Below are 17,068 nucleotides of genomic sequence, written 5' to 3'. Positions count from 1 at the left end.
CCTATGCGCCCGCCCCAACCGGTGGGCGCATATACTTATCGAGGTTCTTTCTATAAAGGAGACGCTATGCCGAATGTCCCCACGATCACCCCGGGCCCGGATAATACCGAGCACACGCCCGAAGGTATCACCGAAACGCTTCCTCTGATCACAGACGTACATGCCGACAAGGAGAGCGGACGCACGAACGACACGGCCGAGATTTCCGATGAAGAGGCATATGCCAAGCTCAAGGCAAAACGTGCCGAACGTCGACGCAAAAAGCTGATTCGACGCGGCATTGCCGCCGGCATCGTGGGTGTCATCGCGCTCATTGCCATTGTCGCAACCCTGGTTATCAATGCGCAGCCACAGGGCGATAGCGGGCCTGCGACCGACGTGGTGACCGAGGGCACGTTTAGCACAACGGTCGAAGCGAAAGGCCAGCTCAAACCCATTTCGTCCTCAGTGGTCTCCCCTTCTGTCGACGGCACGGTCGATTCGATAAACGTGCAGGCAGGCCAATCCGTCAACGAGGGCGACGTGCTTATGACCATTAAAAACGACGAGCTCGATCGCAACGTTGCCGAGGCGCAGCGCGCAGTTGCAGCAGCTCAGGAAGACCTCGCCAACGCGCAGAAAGCCGCAACTGCCGCGCAGGCCACCCCAACGACGGACGTCGACGAAGCTTCCGCAGCGGCTGGCATCTCCGCCGCATCAGCGGACACGAACGCCGTATCGGCCGCACAGCGCAGCCTCGCATCGGCCCAGGCAAACCTCGATCAGGCGAACGCCAAGGCCGCCAGCCGTACGGTCACGGCCCCGAGCTCGGGCAGCATCGTGGAGCTCAACGCCAAGGTGGGCGCCACGGTAACAGGCGGCATGATCATGGGCGAAAGCGATACGAGCGGCGGCAAGCAGTGCATGCAGATCGCCGACCTGTCCAAGATGAAGGTGACGGTTCAGGTGGGCGAAAAGGATATCGCCAAAATTGCCGTGGGCCAAAGCGCCAACGTGACCTATCCCGCGTTTCCCGATATCGTGAGCCAGGGCACCGTCACGGCTATCGCCTCGGTGGCAACCTCCGACTTCTCCTCCGGGAGCGCCGGCAGCGTGACCTTTAACGTCGACATCCTCATCGAAGCACCCGACGCGCGCCTCAAGCCGGGTATGACCGCCGAGGTCTCGGTGGTGACCGAACAGCTCGACGATGTGGTGATGGTGCCGACCATGGCCCTCATGACCGAGGATGGCGAGCACTATTACGTCAACGTGGCAACCGACGGCGAAGGTAAACAGACCCGACGCGTAAAGGTGACCGTCGTGACGCAAAACGATAACGACGCCGTGGTCGGCAAAACGCAGGTCAAGCGCGACGACCAGGGCAACGAGATCAACCCTAACGTGCCGGTTACCAAGTTGCGCGACGGCGACACCATTGTGATGGATACCGGCGCGGGCATGACGGCCGACGGCGGCGACAACATGCCTGCCGACGAGGGCAAGTAATGCGTCCCGTCATCGACATCCGCAACGTGCACCGCATCTTTGAGAGCGAGGCCGGTTGCGCCCACATCCTGCATAACGTAAGCCTGGCAGTAGATCCCGGTGAGTTCGTCGCCATCACCGGCCCCTCGGGCTCAGGCAAGTCGACGCTCATGAACATCCTGGGCTGCCTGGACAAACCGACGGCGGGCGATTACTTCCTGCAAGGGCTCAACGTCGCCGAGCTCGACGATGATGAGCTCACCGAGGTGCGCGCGCTGAGCATCGGCTTTGTCTTTCGAAGCTTTAATCTGCTGCCGCGCCTGACGGTGATCGAAAACGTCATGCTGCCGCTGTCCTACACCAATGTGCCGCGTAGCCAACGCGAGATGCGCGCCGTGCACGCGCTGCAAGCCGTCACGCTTCCGGTCGACCATTGGGATCATCGCATATCGGAGCTCTCGGGCGGACAGATGCAGCGCGTCGCCATCGCGCGCGCCCTTGTCAACGATCCACCCATCATTTTGGCCGACGAGCCGACGGGAAACCTGGACTCGACAACCGGGGCGCTTGTCATGGAAACCTTCCACAAGCTCCAGGAACGCGGCAAGACCATCGTGCTCATCACACATGATCCCGGTATCGCCGCCGAGGCCGACCGTGCCGTGACCATCCGCGACGGTCGCATTCACGACGGCGCGTATATCGCGCATACACCGGATACGCTACGCGGGGCCGTCAACAATCTGCCCGCGATTTCTACAACCACCAATCAGCCGAAAGGAGCGAAGGCATGAGCAACCGCGATCTTGTCCAAGAAGCCCTTCACTCGCTCGAGGCCAACAAGGGACGCAGCCTGCTCACCATCCTGGGCATCGTCATTGGAATCGCGTCGGTCATAGCCATGACCTCGCTTATCGGAGGTATCCAAAACAGCCTAGTCAACAGCATGGGTCTTAACGCCGCCCGCATGGTGCAGATTTATTCGTCGCAAGAGCTTACCGAGTCGGACGTCGAGAAGCTTCGCAAGATGGTGCCGCAGATCGAGCAGATCGGCATCGTGGACAGCGCCTATACCGAGTACAAGGCCGGTGACAAAAGCTATACCGTCATGGCGCAGGGCGTCGATAGCGACATGCTCGACGCGGTGGGCGCCAGCAAGCTCGTCGCGGGGCGCACCTATACCCAGGCCGAGTCCCAATCTGGCGCACGCGTGGCGCTCATCAGCCGTGGCGGCGCCGACCAGCTGTACAGCAACGAGCAGGACGCGGTGGGCAAGACCATTAAGCTTTCCAACGGTGAGGTGCAGATTATCGGTGTTATCGACGGCGGTAGCGACTCCATGGGCTCGTTCAGCCTGTACATGCCGCGTGAGACCATCTCGGGTCTCTTTGGCGACGAGAACCCCTCTTTTCCCAGCGTAACGGCGCTCGCCGCCGAGGGAACGGACATGGACGAGCTGTGCAAGACGATTGAATCCAAGGTGCGAAGTATGAAGAGCATCGCGGACGACGACGAATATGACAGCGTATCGGTGACCTCAATGAAAAGCGCCATCGACGCCCTCAATTCCTTTATGGGCGCGTTTTCGCTCATCATGGGCGCCGTTGCCAGCATTTCGCTGCTCGTGGGCGGTATCGGCATCATGAACATGATGCTCACCAATGTGACCAAGCGTATCCGCGAGATCGGCATTCGCCGTGCCCTGGGGGCCAGTCGTCGCGATATCACCGCGCAGTTTTTGGCCGAGTCCTCGGCGCTGTGCGTCACCGGCGGCCTGCTGGGTGTCCTGATTGGCTACCTGCTTGCCTGGGGGCTCTCCTTCTTTGCCGCCAACTCGGGCATCATGAGCGAGTTTGGAGCCAGCGGAGCCATTACGCCAAGCTTCTCTGTTACGACCGTGCTGCTCGCCTTTGCCGTGTCCGTCGGCATCGGTGTGATCTTTGGCTTCTACCCCGCCCGCCGCGCCGCAAAGCTCGATCCAGTCGAGTGCCTGCGCTACCAGTAAGCCACTACCAATACGTTGCGGTGAAATAGTGACTGTTTATGCGTCTATTTCACCGTAACTTAGAAGGTGTTGGGGCATGACACTTCGCCCCAAATCAAATTGATTCGTTGAATAGACACATTAGGGATTCTTTAGACGCATTTAATTCCACATATGGGTATTATCTCACACGAAGTACACGTGAAAGGATATGCCCATGTCGCTTACACAGTCAGCGGAGCGCGCAGCACTCAACAAACTCATCGATTATCTCGACGACAACCCGCAGGAAAAAATTGACAAAATCATGGACCTCGTGAACAAGCTGGTCCCCGACCGCGTGTTTCCCGCGCAGCGCGAGGCGTTCACCAACGTCATCAAGAGCCGCGGCAATTGGTATGACCTGATCATGCGCGTTTTCACCCTCAATCCCAAGATGCGCGCCAAGTTGCTCAAGACGCTTATTGTCGACGGTAACCTGCTCGCTTGGCCGCAACAGGAGAAGAGCCGCGAAAAGTACCAGTGCAATATTCCGTGGGCCATCTTGCTCGATCCCACAAGCGCCTGCAACCTGCACTGCACGGGCTGCTGGGCAGCCGAGTACGGCTATAAGCAGAACCTCTCGTTTGAAGACATCGACTCCATCATCACGCAGGGCAAAGCGCTCGGCACGCATATCTACATCTATACCGGGGGCGAGCCGCTCGTCCGCAAGCACGACCTCATCAAGATCTGCGAAAAGCACCAAGATTGCGTGTTCCTCTGCTTTACCAACTCCACGCTCATCGACGAGGCATTCTGCGACGATATGATTCGCGTTGCAAACTTTGTTCCCGCCATTAGCGCCGAGGGCAACGAGCACACTACCGACGCCCGCCGTGGCGAGGGCACCTATGCCAAGATCGAGCACGCCATGAAGCTCCTGCGCGAGCGCAATCTGCCCTTTGGCATATCGACCTGCTGGACGAGCGCCAACGCCGATACCGTCGCCACCGAGGAAAACATGGACTGGATGATCGACGAGGGGGCGCTCTTCTGCTGGTATTTCCACTTTATGCCGGTCGGGCGCAACGCCACCTCAGAGCTCATGCCCACGCCCGAACAGCGTGAGCACATGTATCGTTTTATACGCGAGATGCGCGAGAAAAAGCCGCTCTTTACGCTCGACTTCCAAAATGACGGTGAGTTCGTGGGCGGCTGCATCGCCGGTGGTCGCCGCTACCTGCACATCAATGCAGCGGGCGACGTGGAGCCCTGCGTGTTCATCCACTATTCCAACGCCAACATCCACGATGTGAGCCTGCTCGATGCGCTGCGCTCTCCCCTCTTTATGAAATACTACGAGGGCCAGCCGTTCAACGACAACTATCTCAAGCCCTGCCCCATGCTCGAGAACCCCGACGTGCTGCCCAAGATGGTGGCCGAGACCGGTGCCAAGAGCACCGACCTGGTCGAGAAGGAATCGCCCGAGCAACTGCGCGAAAAGACCCGCGCCGCAGCCGAGGCCTGGGCGCCCGTGGCAGAACGCATTTGGAACGATCCCGACGATCCGCTCTACATCAAACGCCATGAGGACGAGACGCAGGGCATGGCCGACAGCGACATGCATAAGTTTGAACAGCAGGGCCGCAAGCTCAAGAGCAACTGCTAGCGCTTGATAACGGAGCAGGCAGCAAAGACGCGGGCGCCTCGGGAGGGGCGCCCGTGCTAGGACAAACGGGTCTCCAAGCTCGAAAGACCGTTCAGAGTCAGGTCGTTGGCAACCTCCGAGACGCGCTCGATGGGAACCGAGCCGTCAGACAGCGCCCACGTGCGATAGATACCGATGATACCCGATAGCAAAAACGCCAGATAGTAGTCGAACATCTCGTCCTTGAGACCTTGGGGCAGCAGATCGCGATCAGCAATCTCGTGTTCGAGCGGCACACGAAGACGAGCCATAAAATCATCGAGCGGAATATTCTCGATCAGCTGACGATTGAGCACCAGGTTGTTGCATAGCGCCTCATTAACGGTTTTAAAGAAGGTCGCCGCCGCGCCCAGGGCGCGCTCGTTGGTGTCGCCGTTCATGGAAGCAAGCGTTTTCTCGACCGAGTCGACAATCATCTCCACCACATCGACGGCAATGGCATCGAGCAGGCCGTCAACCGTACCAAAGTGAACGTAAAAGGTCTTGCGGTCGACATTGGCCTCGCGCGCGATGGCACTCACCGTAATGTCTGCCAGCGGCTTTTCCATGAGCAGGCGCTCGAAAGCGGAAAGGATGGCAGTGCGGCTGCGAACGATGCGGCGATCAATACGCGGTTTGCTGGTGGCCATGGGCGTGTCCCTTCGATATACGGGCACTCATCAACAGATGAGAGATAATCTACGTAAGAGGATTATCCCCCATACAGCACAAATATGCCCCGCATCATGAAGAACGCACGACTGCCCTACTGCGACTTAGGGTGCTTCTTCTTATTGAGTGCCGACGGAGATACGCGAATACCATCGCCTGTCTGGCGCACATAGGCTTTATGAGCCGGCTTAGCGGTCCCAGAAGCCTTCTGAGCGTGCTTCTTGGGATCAACGGTAACAGCATTCGTGGGGTGCGGCTTAGTGGGCGCAGAGGGCGTCTGAGGCGTGCGGCCGAGCTTGCGCATCACGCGATCCCAGCGCGCATGGATGCTCTCGTTGTGGGCGCTCTTAAGGCCCAGCAGGGGCGCAGCCAAAATGGTCGGCGCAATAAACGTAATGAGGCGCCACAGCAGATAGCCGGCGGTCGAAGCCGATCCAAAGAAATGACCCAGGAAAAGCGCGAAGCCACCCTCGGCACCGCCGGTGCCACCGGGCAGGGGAACAGCAGAGCTGAGGAGCTGAACAAAGGCGCTCGCGGCCATGACCGAGAAAAAGTCGACCTCGTGGTGGCCAAAGGCAAGCATCAGAAAATACGGCACCAGATAGAAAAACGCGAGCTGCAGCATGGTGATAAACACGGTGAGCAGCATGGACGAAAAATGGCCAGCCGAAAGCTTGAACTTCTCGGAGAACGAATAGACCTCGCCATCGACAAACGTGCGCCATCCCTCGATCTTAGTGGACGAGACACCTATGCGCTCGAGCCAATTAATGATGCAATGGGCGACGCGCGTGACGGTCTTAGGCATGAGCGCGACGGCAAAGATGCCTAGCAAGATGCAGCAGTGTCCGCCAAAGCTAAAGACGCACAGCAGTGTCATGTCGCCATAGCGCTCGGCGAAAAACGGCATGCGAGCAAGTAGCAGGATAGCACCCCAGGCAACAAGGCCAAACTGATACACGATAAAACGCGTGAACTGCGTGGCGCCGGCCTCGCCGACATTTTGGCCCGCTTTGGTCAGGCGGTAAATCTGGGCAGGAGTCGAGCCCATCATCATGGGCGTCAGGTTACCAAAAAAGATGCCGCTCGCCTCGACAGAGATCAGGTCGCGAATGCCGACGGGTGAATTGGGGTCGAGCCAGACGGCGATCGCATAGGCCACAATGCCAAAGAACAGATACATGAACATGCATAGACACGCGACAACGAGCCAGGGCGCCTGGACGCTCGACATAGCAGCCCAGAACTGCCCCATCTGCCCGGTTACCACCAGATAGACGATATAACCCACCAGCACAACGCCGATAAAGATGGCGCCGCGGCGTGCGCTCTTATTGTCATCGCCGCCCGAGGCCTCAACCTCGACCAGGGGCTTGGACGTATGCTGAGAGGACTCCGTCATGAGACTCCTTCTAACAGTCAAAATAACTTGGTTATTGTACCCGTAAGGGCCATAAGCAGAACGTAAAGCTCTTGTTCAAACGGGAATTGCAGACGGTTGTTTGATAATAAAAAACCCGGCCTTCCGTGGGAAGTCCGGGTATCAGATGCGTGGTAGCCCGTACCAGATTCGAACTGGTGATCTCCGCCTTGAGAGGGCGGCGTCCTAAACCGCTAGACGAACGGGCCACATGACATCTGCACTGCCGTGCTGCGAGGAAATATATTACGGGACAAAAAACGCGAGCGCAAGAAAAAATTCCAAATTGCCGAAAATTTGTCGGCAGGTTATGGAACGCGCAGTTCAGCAAGGTAGTTAATTTGGGACGGGGCTTTTTTAGCTGCCCTAGCCGTCAATCGACCGAACCGCCGGTGCTGCCGGCAGGGGTAGCTAAAAAAGCCCCGTCCCAAATTAACTACCCTAGGTTGAGATGGACCAAAAGAGCTTCGCGGTCGTTGGGGATGTTGTCCTCGATCAGGGCGTCGAGCGCTGCGTTGAGAAGCTGACCTAGCTCGGGCCCCGGCTTCACACCGGCGCGGATCAGATCGCCGCCGTTGATGGCGAGCATCTTGAGCGTATAGGGCTCCCCTGCCTCCAGTAGCTCGTGCGCCAGCGCGCGCATCTCCTCGATGGTCTCGACGTAATAGAAGCACGACGGGGCCTTGCCGAGCGTATCGGCACGCTTGAGATCCATGAGCTCGTCCATCAGGCGGGCGGTGTCGACGCCCTCGCCCGAAAGCAAGCGCATCATATTGAGCAGACAGGAACGCTCGGGGCGCAGCGGCTTGTCATGGTAATTGATGAGCAAGCACACGTCGCGAACCAAGTCATGCGAAAGCGCCAGGCGATCCATAATGACACGCGCCTTCTTAGCGCCGAGCTCGGGATGACCGTAAAAGTGGCCGCTGCCCGCATGATCGACCGTAAAACACTCGGGCTTGGAAACGTCGTGCAAAAACGCCGCCCACATCAGGCTCGACGAGGGCGCGACGCCGTCACACAGCGCCAGCTCCCCTGCCACCGTCAGCACGCGGGCGATATGCTCGTAAACGTTAAAGGCATGGTAGACGCTGCGCTGATCAAACCCGCGACCCGCTGCCAACTCGGGCACGGCGGCGCAAACAAGCTCGGGGTAGCGCAGCATGGCGTCTCCCCCGTGGCCGGTCGAAAGGATACCCTCAAGCTCAATGCCCACACGCTCGCGAGCCACGGCATCGAGCAGAGGCGCGCACTCGGCAAGGGCACGCTTAGTCTCGGGCTCAATCACAAAGTCCAGGCGGCAGGCAAAACGCACCGCACGCAGCATGCGCAAGGCATCCTCGTTAAAGCGACGCTTGGGATCGCCGACGGCACGGATCAGCTTTCGTTCCAAATCACCCTGGCCGTCGTAGCGGTCGACAAGCCCGCGCTCGGGATGCCAGGCCATGGCGTTGACGGTAAAGTCGCGGCGCGCCAGATCGTCCTCAAGCGACGCCGCACGCTCCACGCTTTGCGGATGGCGGCCATCGGTGTAAAAGCCGTCCAGGCGGTACGTAGTGACCTCGATACGCTCGCCATCACTAATGGCGGTGATGCCGCCAAATTTAATACCCGATTCAACCACCGCAATGCCGGCAGCCTCGAGTGCTGCCTTGGACTCCTGCCACAGGCCGCTGCAGCACATATCAACATCGTGGCTGGGGCATCCCATAAGGGCATCACGTACCCAACCGCCTACGTACCAAGCCTCAAGACCAGCTGCCTCGAGCGCGCGTAGGACGCGCAGGGAGGCGGCTGACGGCTGCGTAGCGTTAAGCGAAACTGTGCACATTCCTGTGGCCTCCTGCAATTGCGAGTGTATTGATTGTTGGTTCTCAAGAAGTCTAGCAAGAAACAGAAGAAGGCGCACACGCGAACCCACTTCGCGCACGATTGAGCCCCAAGGGCTCGACAGCAGGCTTAAAAAAGCACCCGTCTCGAAAATCCGAGACGGGTGCTCGACAAGCAAAGAATGTAACCGTGTGCCGCGCTAGCAAACCTGACGGATGGCAATACCCTTCTTGTACTCCTCCACCTTGGCAAAGTCACCCAGACCCGGGCACTCGACCACGTTGGCGCCGGTTGCCATCGACAGGCGCAGGGCGTCCTCGACGCGCTCGGGGGCGTCGTGCCACACGGACAGGAAAGCGGCCAGGGAGGAGTCGCCCGCGCAGACGGTCGACAGCAGCTTAACCTCAAAAGTACGGTTGGCAAACCAGATGTGCTCGCCGTTGGAGAAGTACGCGCCATCGCCGCCAAGGGTCAGTAGTACGTTCTTAGCGCCCTTGGCATGCAGCTCGGCCATGGCACCCTTGACGGACTCGTCGTCGCCACCGCTCACCTTAATGCCAAAGATATCGAGCAGCTCGTCGTCATTAGGCTTAATCAGCAGAGGCTCCATGGCAATGAGGTCTGCCAGCTGATGGCTCGAGATGTCGAGCACGAACTCGGCACCCTTTGCCTTAACACGGCGAAGCACCTCGGCGAGGAAACCATCAGAGGTGTTGGGGGGCAGTGAGCCGCTAATGACCAGGCAGGTCATGTCATCGAGTGAATCGATAAGCTCAAACATCTCCTGCTCGTTGGCCTCGTTGATGGCGGCACCGGCGTTGACCATGTTGTACTCGGTGTCGGGGCCCGCGTTGAGGAACACGTTGACGCGCGTGATACCGTCGGTCCACACGGGCTTGACGGGTACGCCCAGGGCCTCGGCGCCCTTGACGATAAACTCGCCCGAAAAGCCGGCGAAGAAGCCCAGGATCGTGGTGTCGACGCCGTAGTGATCGAGGGTGAACGAGACGTTGAGACCCTTGCCGTTGGGCGTGTAAACGGCGTTGCGGGTACGCGTGACGGTGTTGGCGTCAAGACCGTCACAGGCGATATTGTAGTCGATGGCGGGATTTGCAGTGAGCGTGTAAATCATGAATGTTCCTTTCACAAGGCAACGTGTTAATGAAAGTATATTCCACACATCGGAAAAAGGCTAGGACAACTCGGTAAACGGTGTGAAAGCGATGAAGTACGGCAGAACATGTCTCCCCCATGGGCGAACAAAAAAGGCGCCCCGGGCGAAACCGGGGCGCCGCATGCGCACGAATATGTCGCGTTTCGATTACTGACGATCGAGCTTGCGGACAGCAATGCGCTTGCTGTACTCGTCGACGTGACCAAAGTCGCCAATGCCGACGGACTCGGCAACGTTGGCACCGGTGGCCATAGCGAGCTTCATGGCCTCCTCGACGTTGTCGCGGTTCTTGTACCACTTGTGCAGGAACGCAGCGAGGGTGCAGTCGCCGGCGCAGACGGAAGAGACCAACTTGATGTTGAACTCACGCTTCGCGTACCAGATGTCCTCGCCGTTAGAGAAGTAGGCGTCGCCGCGGCTACCACGGGTGAGCAGCACGTTCTGAACGCCGGCCTCGTGAGCCAGCTTCATGGCAATGCGGACCTCGTCGTCGGTATCGACCGGCACACCGAAGATAGCCTTCATCTCGTGATGGTTCGGCTTGATGAGCAGCGGCTTCTTGTGAGCGAGCTCCTTGAGCTTGTCGGAGGACAGGTCCAGGACGACGTCGGCGCCACGAGCCTGAGCGTGCTCCATGACCTGAGCCAGGAAGTCGGGCGTGGCTTTGGGAGGCACGGAGCCGGAGACGATCAGGCACTCAAGATCGCCCGCGGTGTCCAGGATGTTGTAGAGCTCCTCCTGGTGCTGCGGCGTAATCGGAGCGCCGGGGTTCAGGATGCCGTACTCGTGCTGGCCATCGTTGACGTAGGTGTTGATGCGCGTGATACCGTCGGTCCAGACCGGGCGGCACAGGCAACCGAGGTTCATGACCTCCTCGACGATAAACTTGCCGGTGAAGCCAGCGAAGAAGCCGAGCGCGACGGTGTCGACCCCCATCTTCTTGAAGGCGAAGGACACGTCGAGGCCCTTGCCGTTGGCCGTGTAGCTGGCCGAACCGGTGCGGACGTTCTCATCGGGCTCAAGCGGAGAGCTCGAAACCGTCATGTCGACAGCCGGGTTAGCAGTTAGCGTGTAGAACATTTACAGTACCCCCTGTATACGTGAGGGCCGCGTGGCCGGCCCATTCCAGCCACGCGGTTACCTCTGATACCAAATTAGCGAGCCGCGGACTCGAGCAGCGCCTTGACCTCGGCGGCGGTGTTGCAGGCGAGCGCCTTCTCGGCGAGCTCGTCGCACTCGGCCCTGGTCCACTGGCTGATGGTCTTGCGGGCGCGCAGGATCGACGGAGCGCTCATCGAGAACTCCTCCAGGCCCCAGCTGATCAACAGCGGCTCAAGCAGCGGATCGGCAGCGGCCTCGCCGCACATGCCGACCATGATGCCTGCCTTCACGCCGCTCTCGATGATGTTCTTGAGAGAGCGGAGCACGGCGGGATAGTACACCTGGTACAGGTTGGAGATGGTGTCGTTGCCACGGTCGGCGCACATGGTGTAGCCAATCAGGTCGTTGGTGCCGATGGAGAAGAAGTCGGCGACCTCGGCCAGGCGGTCAGCGAGCAGCGAGGCGGCAGGCGTCTCGACCATAATGCCGACCTCGATGTTCTCGTTGAACTTGCGGCCCTCTTCGGTCAGCTCAGCCTTGCACTGCTCGACGAGCTCCTTAACGGCCACGACTTCCTCGACGCAGGTGACGAGCGGGATCATGATCTTGACGTCGCCAAAGGCGCTGGCGCGCAGCAGGGCGCGGAGCTGCACCTTGTACTGGTCGGGGTTGGCCAGGCAGTAACGCACGGCGCGGAAGCCCATGAAGGGGTTCTCTTCCTTGACCATGTGCAGGTACGGAATCTCCTTGTCGCCACCCACATCGAGCGTGCGGATGATGACCGGAGCGCCCTTAAGCGCACTGGCGACCTTGCGGTAGGCGTTGAACTGCTCCTCCTCGGAAGGAAGCTCGGCGGAGTCCATGAACAGGAACTCGGAGCGGAACAGGCCGATAGCCTCGGCGTCGTGATCGAGCGCGTTGGGCACGTCATCGGGGTTGCCGATGTTGCAGGCGATGATCTTCTTGATGCCATCGGCAGTCACAGAAGGCTTGCCGCGGAAGGACTCGAGGGCTGCCTTCTCGGCAGCGAAGGCCTCGGCCTTGGCGGTGTAGGCGGCAAGCGTCTCCTCGTCGGGATCGGCCTCGACAACACCCTTGCCACCGTCGACGACGACGGTCATGCCGTTGCGCAGTGCGGTGCAGCTGTTGGAAACCGAAAGGACGGCTGGAATCTCGAGGGCACGTGCGATGATCGCGGAGTGCGACGTACGGCCACCGGTCTCGGTGACGATACCGGCAACGTGAGCCTTGTCGATCGTGGCGGTCATGGACGGCGTGAGGTCGTGCACGACAACGACGGTGTTCTCGGGCAGGACGGAGAGGTCGACGACCTCCTTGCCCAGCAGCTCGGCCAGAATACCGGTGCGGATGTCGGCGATGTCGGCCGCGCGCAGACGGAACATCTCATCGTCCATGGACAGGAACATGTTCTCGAACATGGTCGAGGTGTCCATGAGCGCCTGCTCGGCGCAGGTGCCGCCATCAATGGCGGCGTTGATGGCGTCGGTCATGCCCGGGTCCTGAGCCAGGACAATGTGTCCGCTCATGATCTCGGCCTCGGCCTCGCCCACCGTCTCCTTCATGTGGTCGGCCTGAGCCTGGGTCTTATCGCAGAAGACCGAAAGAGCGGTCTGATAGCGCTCCTTCTCTGCTGCCGAATCAGCAACCTCGTGCGGCTCAAACGTCAAGTCGGGATCGACGGCGACCATGACGGTGCCGATACCGATGCCCTCAGAAGCGTTGACTCCCTGATACATTCCCATTCCTCTCTCCGTGTCATGTGATAAAGCGTTTTGCCATATCCATGACAAAAGAGCGCAGCTACCTTAAAACAGGTCACTGCGCCCCTAAACATGAACTTAGTTGTTCAACATGCGACCCGTTTGAGCTCTACTCGCCAAGACCGCTCTTGATGAGCTCGATGGCAGCAGCCAGAGCCTCGGCCTCATCAGCGCCGTCGCACTTGACCTCAACCTCGGTGCCGCAGGGGATACCAGCAGCCATGAGGGCCATCGGGGACTTGCCGTTGACCTCCTTCTCGGGGGTGACGACTGTCACGTCACAGGCGTACTTGCCCATGGTGGAGGCGAACAGACCAGCCGGACGCATGTGCAGACCCTGAGGATTAACGAGGGTAGCCTTCTCAGAAACCATAGTTGACTCCTTTTTTGTGTTTAACCCCTGTCATGCATGTGGCAGGAGTCAGATTCACGACGTTGTTTATATTAACTCACATCAAACGGTTTTTCATTGTGTTTCAGACGAATTATTGGACAGATGTGTTTGTCGTCCGCTTGCTCGCCGGGCGGGGCGGTTAAGTTTGCTGCTCTACAGTCCTGCGCAAGACGGAAAGCACATTAAGTGCTTTCCTTTGCGTGCGGAACTCGCGACAAACTTAATCGCCCCGCCCAGCGAGCAAGCTGCGGAAACTCGGTCGGTCCAGAGCAATGTCGGCTGAAAGGAATTCTGGCTGATGGGATAAACCGGTGTGTTCTCTGTTTCCGAAAAAGGCGGAGGCCCTGGAGAGGGTCTCCGCCTTTGTTACAGGGGGCGATGTAATTCGCGACTGTGGGATTAGACCAGGCGGTCGTTGATCGTCTTTGCGATCTCGGCGGCGTCGGCGGAACCCTTGACGGTGGCACGGAAGTCCTCGTCCATGAGCGCCTCGGCGACCTTGGACAGGATCTTGAGGTGCGTGGTGCCAGCCTGGGCACCCGGGATGAGCAGAGCGATGGCCACGTTGACGGGAGCGCCGTCCATGGTGTCCCAACCGGTCACGCCAGACTCGTCCTTGACGACGATGACGGCAGCCTCGGTAATGGCGTCGGACTTGGCATGCGGAATGGCGAAGCCCTCCATCATGCCCGTGGTGCCCTCGGCCTCGCGAGCCAGAAAGGCGTTCATCACGGCGTCGGCGTCACTGGCGATACCGGCCTTGACAGCCTGGTTGGAAACGAAGCTCAGAGCCTCGTCACGAGAAGTGAAGTCCTCGGCGACAAAAACGTTCTCGACCTTCACAAAGTCGGCAGCCTCGGCCTTGGGGGCCTCGACAGCAGCGGGCTTGGGAGCCTCGACCGACTTAGAGGGAGCAGCAGGAGCGGCCTTCTGATTCTTCTCGAAGTCGTGCTTCTTGAAGGCCACGAACAGGATGCCACCGACCACGGCGCCGATGAGGATCGCGAGGACCCACAGCGGACCGTTCTCGACAACGGGCAGGACCAGGAAGCCACCGTGAGGCGCCGGATCGTGAACGTTGAACATAATGGTCAGGATCGAAGCGATAGAGGAACCGAGCATCATGATGGGCATGACGGGCCAGATGTTCTTGGTCATGAACGGAATGGCGCCCTCGGTGATGTGGGTGCAACCAAGGATGAGGTTGACGATACCGGCGTCATGATCCTCTTGGCTGAAGTACTTCTTGCCGACAACGACGGCGAAGGTGGTGATCAGCGGCGGAACGATGCAAGCGGCGGAGACGGCAGCCATGAAGTTGGTACCAAAGTTGTAGGTGTCGGTGCCAACACCGGCGGCCAGGGCCTCGGTGAGCATAGCGGTACCGGTGACATAAGCAGCCTTGTTGACCGGGCCGCCCATGTCAAAGGCGCACATGCAGCCGATAGCAAGACCCAGAACAACGGCGCCAGAGGCGGACAGACCCTTGAGGAAGTCCATCATGGCGGTGTTGATGGCAGCCATGGGGCCGGAAATGCCGAGCATGACCAAGCCGACGATAGCCGTCGAGAACAGCGGGTACAAAAAGATTGCCTTGAGGCCGTCCAGGTTCTTGGGCAGACCGGCAAAGACCTTCTCGAGCAGTAGGATGACATAACCGGCGAGGAAGCCACCGACGATGCCGCCGAGGAAGCCGAAGCCCACGCCGGCGCCACCGGCGTCGATCAGGCCGGTCTCGGCGTTAACAGGCAGGCCCTGGATGGCGATCATGCCGGCAACAAAACCGGGGACGAGCGCCGGGCGCTTGCCGATGGATTCGGCGATGTAGGCGGAAAGCACGGGAACCATGAGGTTCATGGCAATGCCGCCGATGATCTTGAGCATAGCGGCGAAGCTGTTGTAGTCGGCAGCCGTCGAATCGAAGGACGTGATGCCCCACAGGAACGAAACGGCGGTCAGGACACCACCGGCGACGACGAAGACCAGCATATGGCTGACGCCGTTCATAAGGTGCTTGTAGATGACGTGGCCGATGGACTCCTTCTCCTCGACCTCGTCCTCGACATCGGCAGCGGCTGCAACCGTGCTGTCGCCCTTGGCGGCGAGCGCGCGGTCAATCAGCTTACCGGCGGCCTCAACGGACAGGGCCTTGGATACACCAACGGAAACCATGGGCTTGCCGGCAAAACGCTCGGCCTGGACATCCTTGTCAGCTGCGACGACGACGGCCTTGGCGCCAGCGATCTCGCTCTTGCTGAGCTCGTTCTCGACACCGACCTGGCCATGAGTCTCGACCTTAATGGTCAGACCTCGCTCGGCAGCTGCCTTCTCCAGCGCCTCCTTCGCCATGAAGGTGTGCGCAATGCCGGTCGGGCAACCGGTCGCGGCGATGATGTCAAACTTAGCCATGTGTCCCTCCTTTTTAAGTTTTGCGCCCGCAGGCGCTCCCCTACACGCGCGTCCTTGCGCGCTTTTCCACAACTGAAAGATACCAACCTACCGTCCGCGTGAGAAGAGACAAGGCGCAATTCTCCGGTGAAAGGTTCTTTCATAACCGTAAACGGTAGGTGAAAGTTTACCATCAACTCTTGAAACGGCAAGATGTATCTTGTAATTGAAAATCCCCCTATACTATGAGAATACAAAACGAGTCCGATTTTCATGCCAACCAGGAGCCATCCATGACCGATAGTAGCAAGAGCGCGCTTTCCCTCATTAGTACCCATCAGGGATATAGCGAGTCCGAGCAGCGCATTGTCGACTATATATTGGAGCACCAGTCCGAGGCGCCACGCCTCACGGCGGCTCAGCTCTCGCGCGCCGCCGCCACGTCCGAGGCGACCGTTTCGCGCTTCTGCCGCAAGCTGGGCTTTGGTAGCTTCCGCAGCTTTCAGTTTTCGTTGGCAAGGGATTTGGAAAGCCAGCGCAACGAGGGCCTGACTGACGAAGTCTCGCTCGACAATATGGAGCAGAGCCTCAAGAACATTCTGGCTGCCAAGGTGAGCGAGCTTAATGCGACCATCGACGGGATCGACCACGATACGCTGGCGGCTGTTGTGCATGCCCTTAAGCATGCAGGGGTTATTGAGTTTGCGGCTGTGGGCAATACGAACGCGGTCGCGCTCGATGCGACGTTTAAGTTTTCGCAGCTGGGCCTGCGCTGCATGGCAAGCACCATTAGCGAGACATCAATCGGCTTTGCGCTCACGTTGCGCCCGGGTGACGTCATCGTGCTTATCTCAAACTCCGGCAAATCGCGCCGACTGAATCGCATGGCAAAAGCGGCTCGCGACTGCGGCGCAACCATAGTCGTCATCAGCAGTGACAGCAAATCCCCGCTCGCGCGCCTGGCAGACTACACCTTTAATACCGTCAACCACGAAGCGCTGCTGACGACGGGCGACTTTGCGTTCTCTAAAATCAGCGCAACGATGATCATCGAGGTTATCTACAACTTCCTGCTGCCCGAAATCGAGGACGCGCGCGAGCATATCAGCTACTACGAGGAGCTCATCCAGCCGGACAAGGTCGTTGAGTAAAACGCGTTGTGGGACAAAAATTACAGTCTATTTTGTC

At 59.3% G+C, this 17,068-nt stretch carries 13 protein-coding genes and 1 tRNA gene; 5 read left to right on the top strand and 9 right to left on the bottom strand.

Annotation, left to right across the window (positions count from 1 at the left end; translation table 11 throughout):
* Positions 1 to 66 precede the first annotated feature (66 nt).
* The 4 genes from DW732_RS02615 to DW732_RS02600 all read left to right on the top strand — a co-directional run bounded on the left by DW732_RS02615 (position 67) and on the right by DW732_RS02600 (position 5,102).
* Positions 67 to 1,488: an efflux RND transporter periplasmic adaptor subunit gene (locus DW732_RS02615; RefSeq protein WP_158567320.1), complete on the top strand. Its 1,422-nt coding sequence runs from the start codon at positions 67 to 69 to the stop codon at positions 1,486 to 1,488.
* A complete protein-coding gene (locus DW732_RS02610; protein ID WP_118098547.1) occupies positions 1,488 to 2,261 on the top strand; it encodes an ABC transporter ATP-binding protein in 774 nt (257 codons plus the stop codon). The genes DW732_RS02615 and DW732_RS02610 overlap by 1 nt, the downstream gene beginning before the upstream one ends.
* Positions 2,258 to 3,472, top strand: a complete 1,215-nt coding sequence (locus tag DW732_RS02605) for an ABC transporter permease (protein WP_118098545.1) — start codon at positions 2,258 to 2,260, stop codon at positions 3,470 to 3,472. Before DW732_RS02610 ends, DW732_RS02605 begins: the two co-directional genes overlap by 4 nt.
* 196 nt (positions 3,473 to 3,668) lie before the next feature.
* Positions 3,669 to 5,102: a radical SAM protein gene (locus tag DW732_RS02600; RefSeq protein WP_118098543.1), complete on the top strand. Its 1,434-nt coding sequence runs from the start codon at positions 3,669 to 3,671 to the stop codon at positions 5,100 to 5,102.
* A 56-nt stretch (positions 5,103 to 5,158) separates the two neighbouring features.
* Here the strand turns inward: DW732_RS02600 and DW732_RS02595 are convergent, their stop codons facing one another.
* The 9 genes from DW732_RS02595 to DW732_RS02555 form a co-directional block, all read right to left on the bottom strand.
* Complete coding sequence (locus DW732_RS02595; RefSeq protein WP_118098541.1) at positions 5,159 to 5,770, bottom strand: TetR/AcrR family transcriptional regulator; 612 nt, start codon at positions 5,768 to 5,770, stop codon at positions 5,159 to 5,161.
* Positions 5,771 to 5,886: 116 nt separating this feature from the next.
* Entirely contained in the window at positions 5,887 to 7,194 is a 1,308-nt protein-coding gene (locus DW732_RS02590) for a lysylphosphatidylglycerol synthase transmembrane domain-containing protein (RefSeq protein WP_118098539.1), read from the bottom strand.
* Positions 7,195 to 7,344: 150 nt separating this feature from the next.
* Positions 7,345 to 7,421: transfer RNA gene (locus DW732_RS02585), tRNA-Glu, on the bottom strand.
* A gap of 227 nt (positions 7,422 to 7,648) precedes the next feature.
* Positions 7,649 to 9,043 (bottom strand): CCA tRNA nucleotidyltransferase, encoded by a 1,395-nt coding sequence (locus tag DW732_RS02580; protein WP_118098537.1) that lies wholly within the window; start codon positions 9,041 to 9,043, stop codon positions 7,649 to 7,651.
* 198 nt (positions 9,044 to 9,241) lie between these two features.
* Positions 9,242 to 10,174, bottom strand: coding sequence for a 1-phosphofructokinase family hexose kinase (locus tag DW732_RS02575; protein WP_118098535.1), 933 nt, complete (start codon positions 10,172 to 10,174; stop codon positions 9,242 to 9,244).
* A 189-nt stretch (positions 10,175 to 10,363) separates the two neighbouring features.
* Positions 10,364 to 11,296, bottom strand: coding sequence for a 1-phosphofructokinase family hexose kinase (locus DW732_RS02570; RefSeq protein ID WP_117735074.1), 933 nt, complete (start codon positions 11,294 to 11,296; stop codon positions 10,364 to 10,366).
* A 74-nt stretch (positions 11,297 to 11,370) separates the two neighbouring features.
* Entirely contained in the window at positions 11,371 to 13,074 is a 1,704-nt protein-coding gene (gene ptsP / locus DW732_RS02565; RefSeq protein ID WP_117735073.1) for a phosphoenolpyruvate--protein phosphotransferase, read from the bottom strand.
* A gap of 133 nt (positions 13,075 to 13,207) precedes the next feature.
* Entirely contained in the window at positions 13,208 to 13,471 is a 264-nt protein-coding gene (locus tag DW732_RS02560; RefSeq protein WP_022094575.1) for an HPr family phosphocarrier protein, read from the bottom strand.
* A gap of 420 nt (positions 13,472 to 13,891) precedes the next feature.
* Positions 13,892 to 15,901, bottom strand: a complete 2,010-nt coding sequence (locus tag DW732_RS02555; RefSeq protein ID WP_117762928.1) for a fructose-specific PTS transporter subunit EIIC — start codon at positions 15,899 to 15,901, stop codon at positions 13,892 to 13,894.
* Between the two features lie 272 nt (positions 15,902 to 16,173).
* Between DW732_RS02555 and DW732_RS02550 the strand changes: the two genes are divergently transcribed.
* Positions 16,174 to 17,031 carry a MurR/RpiR family transcriptional regulator gene (locus DW732_RS02550; protein ID WP_118273438.1) on the top strand — a complete coding sequence of 286 codons (858 nt, stop codon included), beginning with the start codon at positions 16,174 to 16,176 and terminating at the stop codon, positions 17,029 to 17,031.
* The last annotated feature ends 37 nt before the right edge of the window (positions 17,032 to 17,068 follow it).

The organism is Collinsella sp. AM28-11LB (genome assembly GCF_003469895.1).
Classification (GTDB): Bacteria; Actinomycetota; Coriobacteriia; order Coriobacteriales; family Coriobacteriaceae; genus Collinsella.
This window is presented reverse-complemented; position numbering and strand designations above follow the sequence as displayed.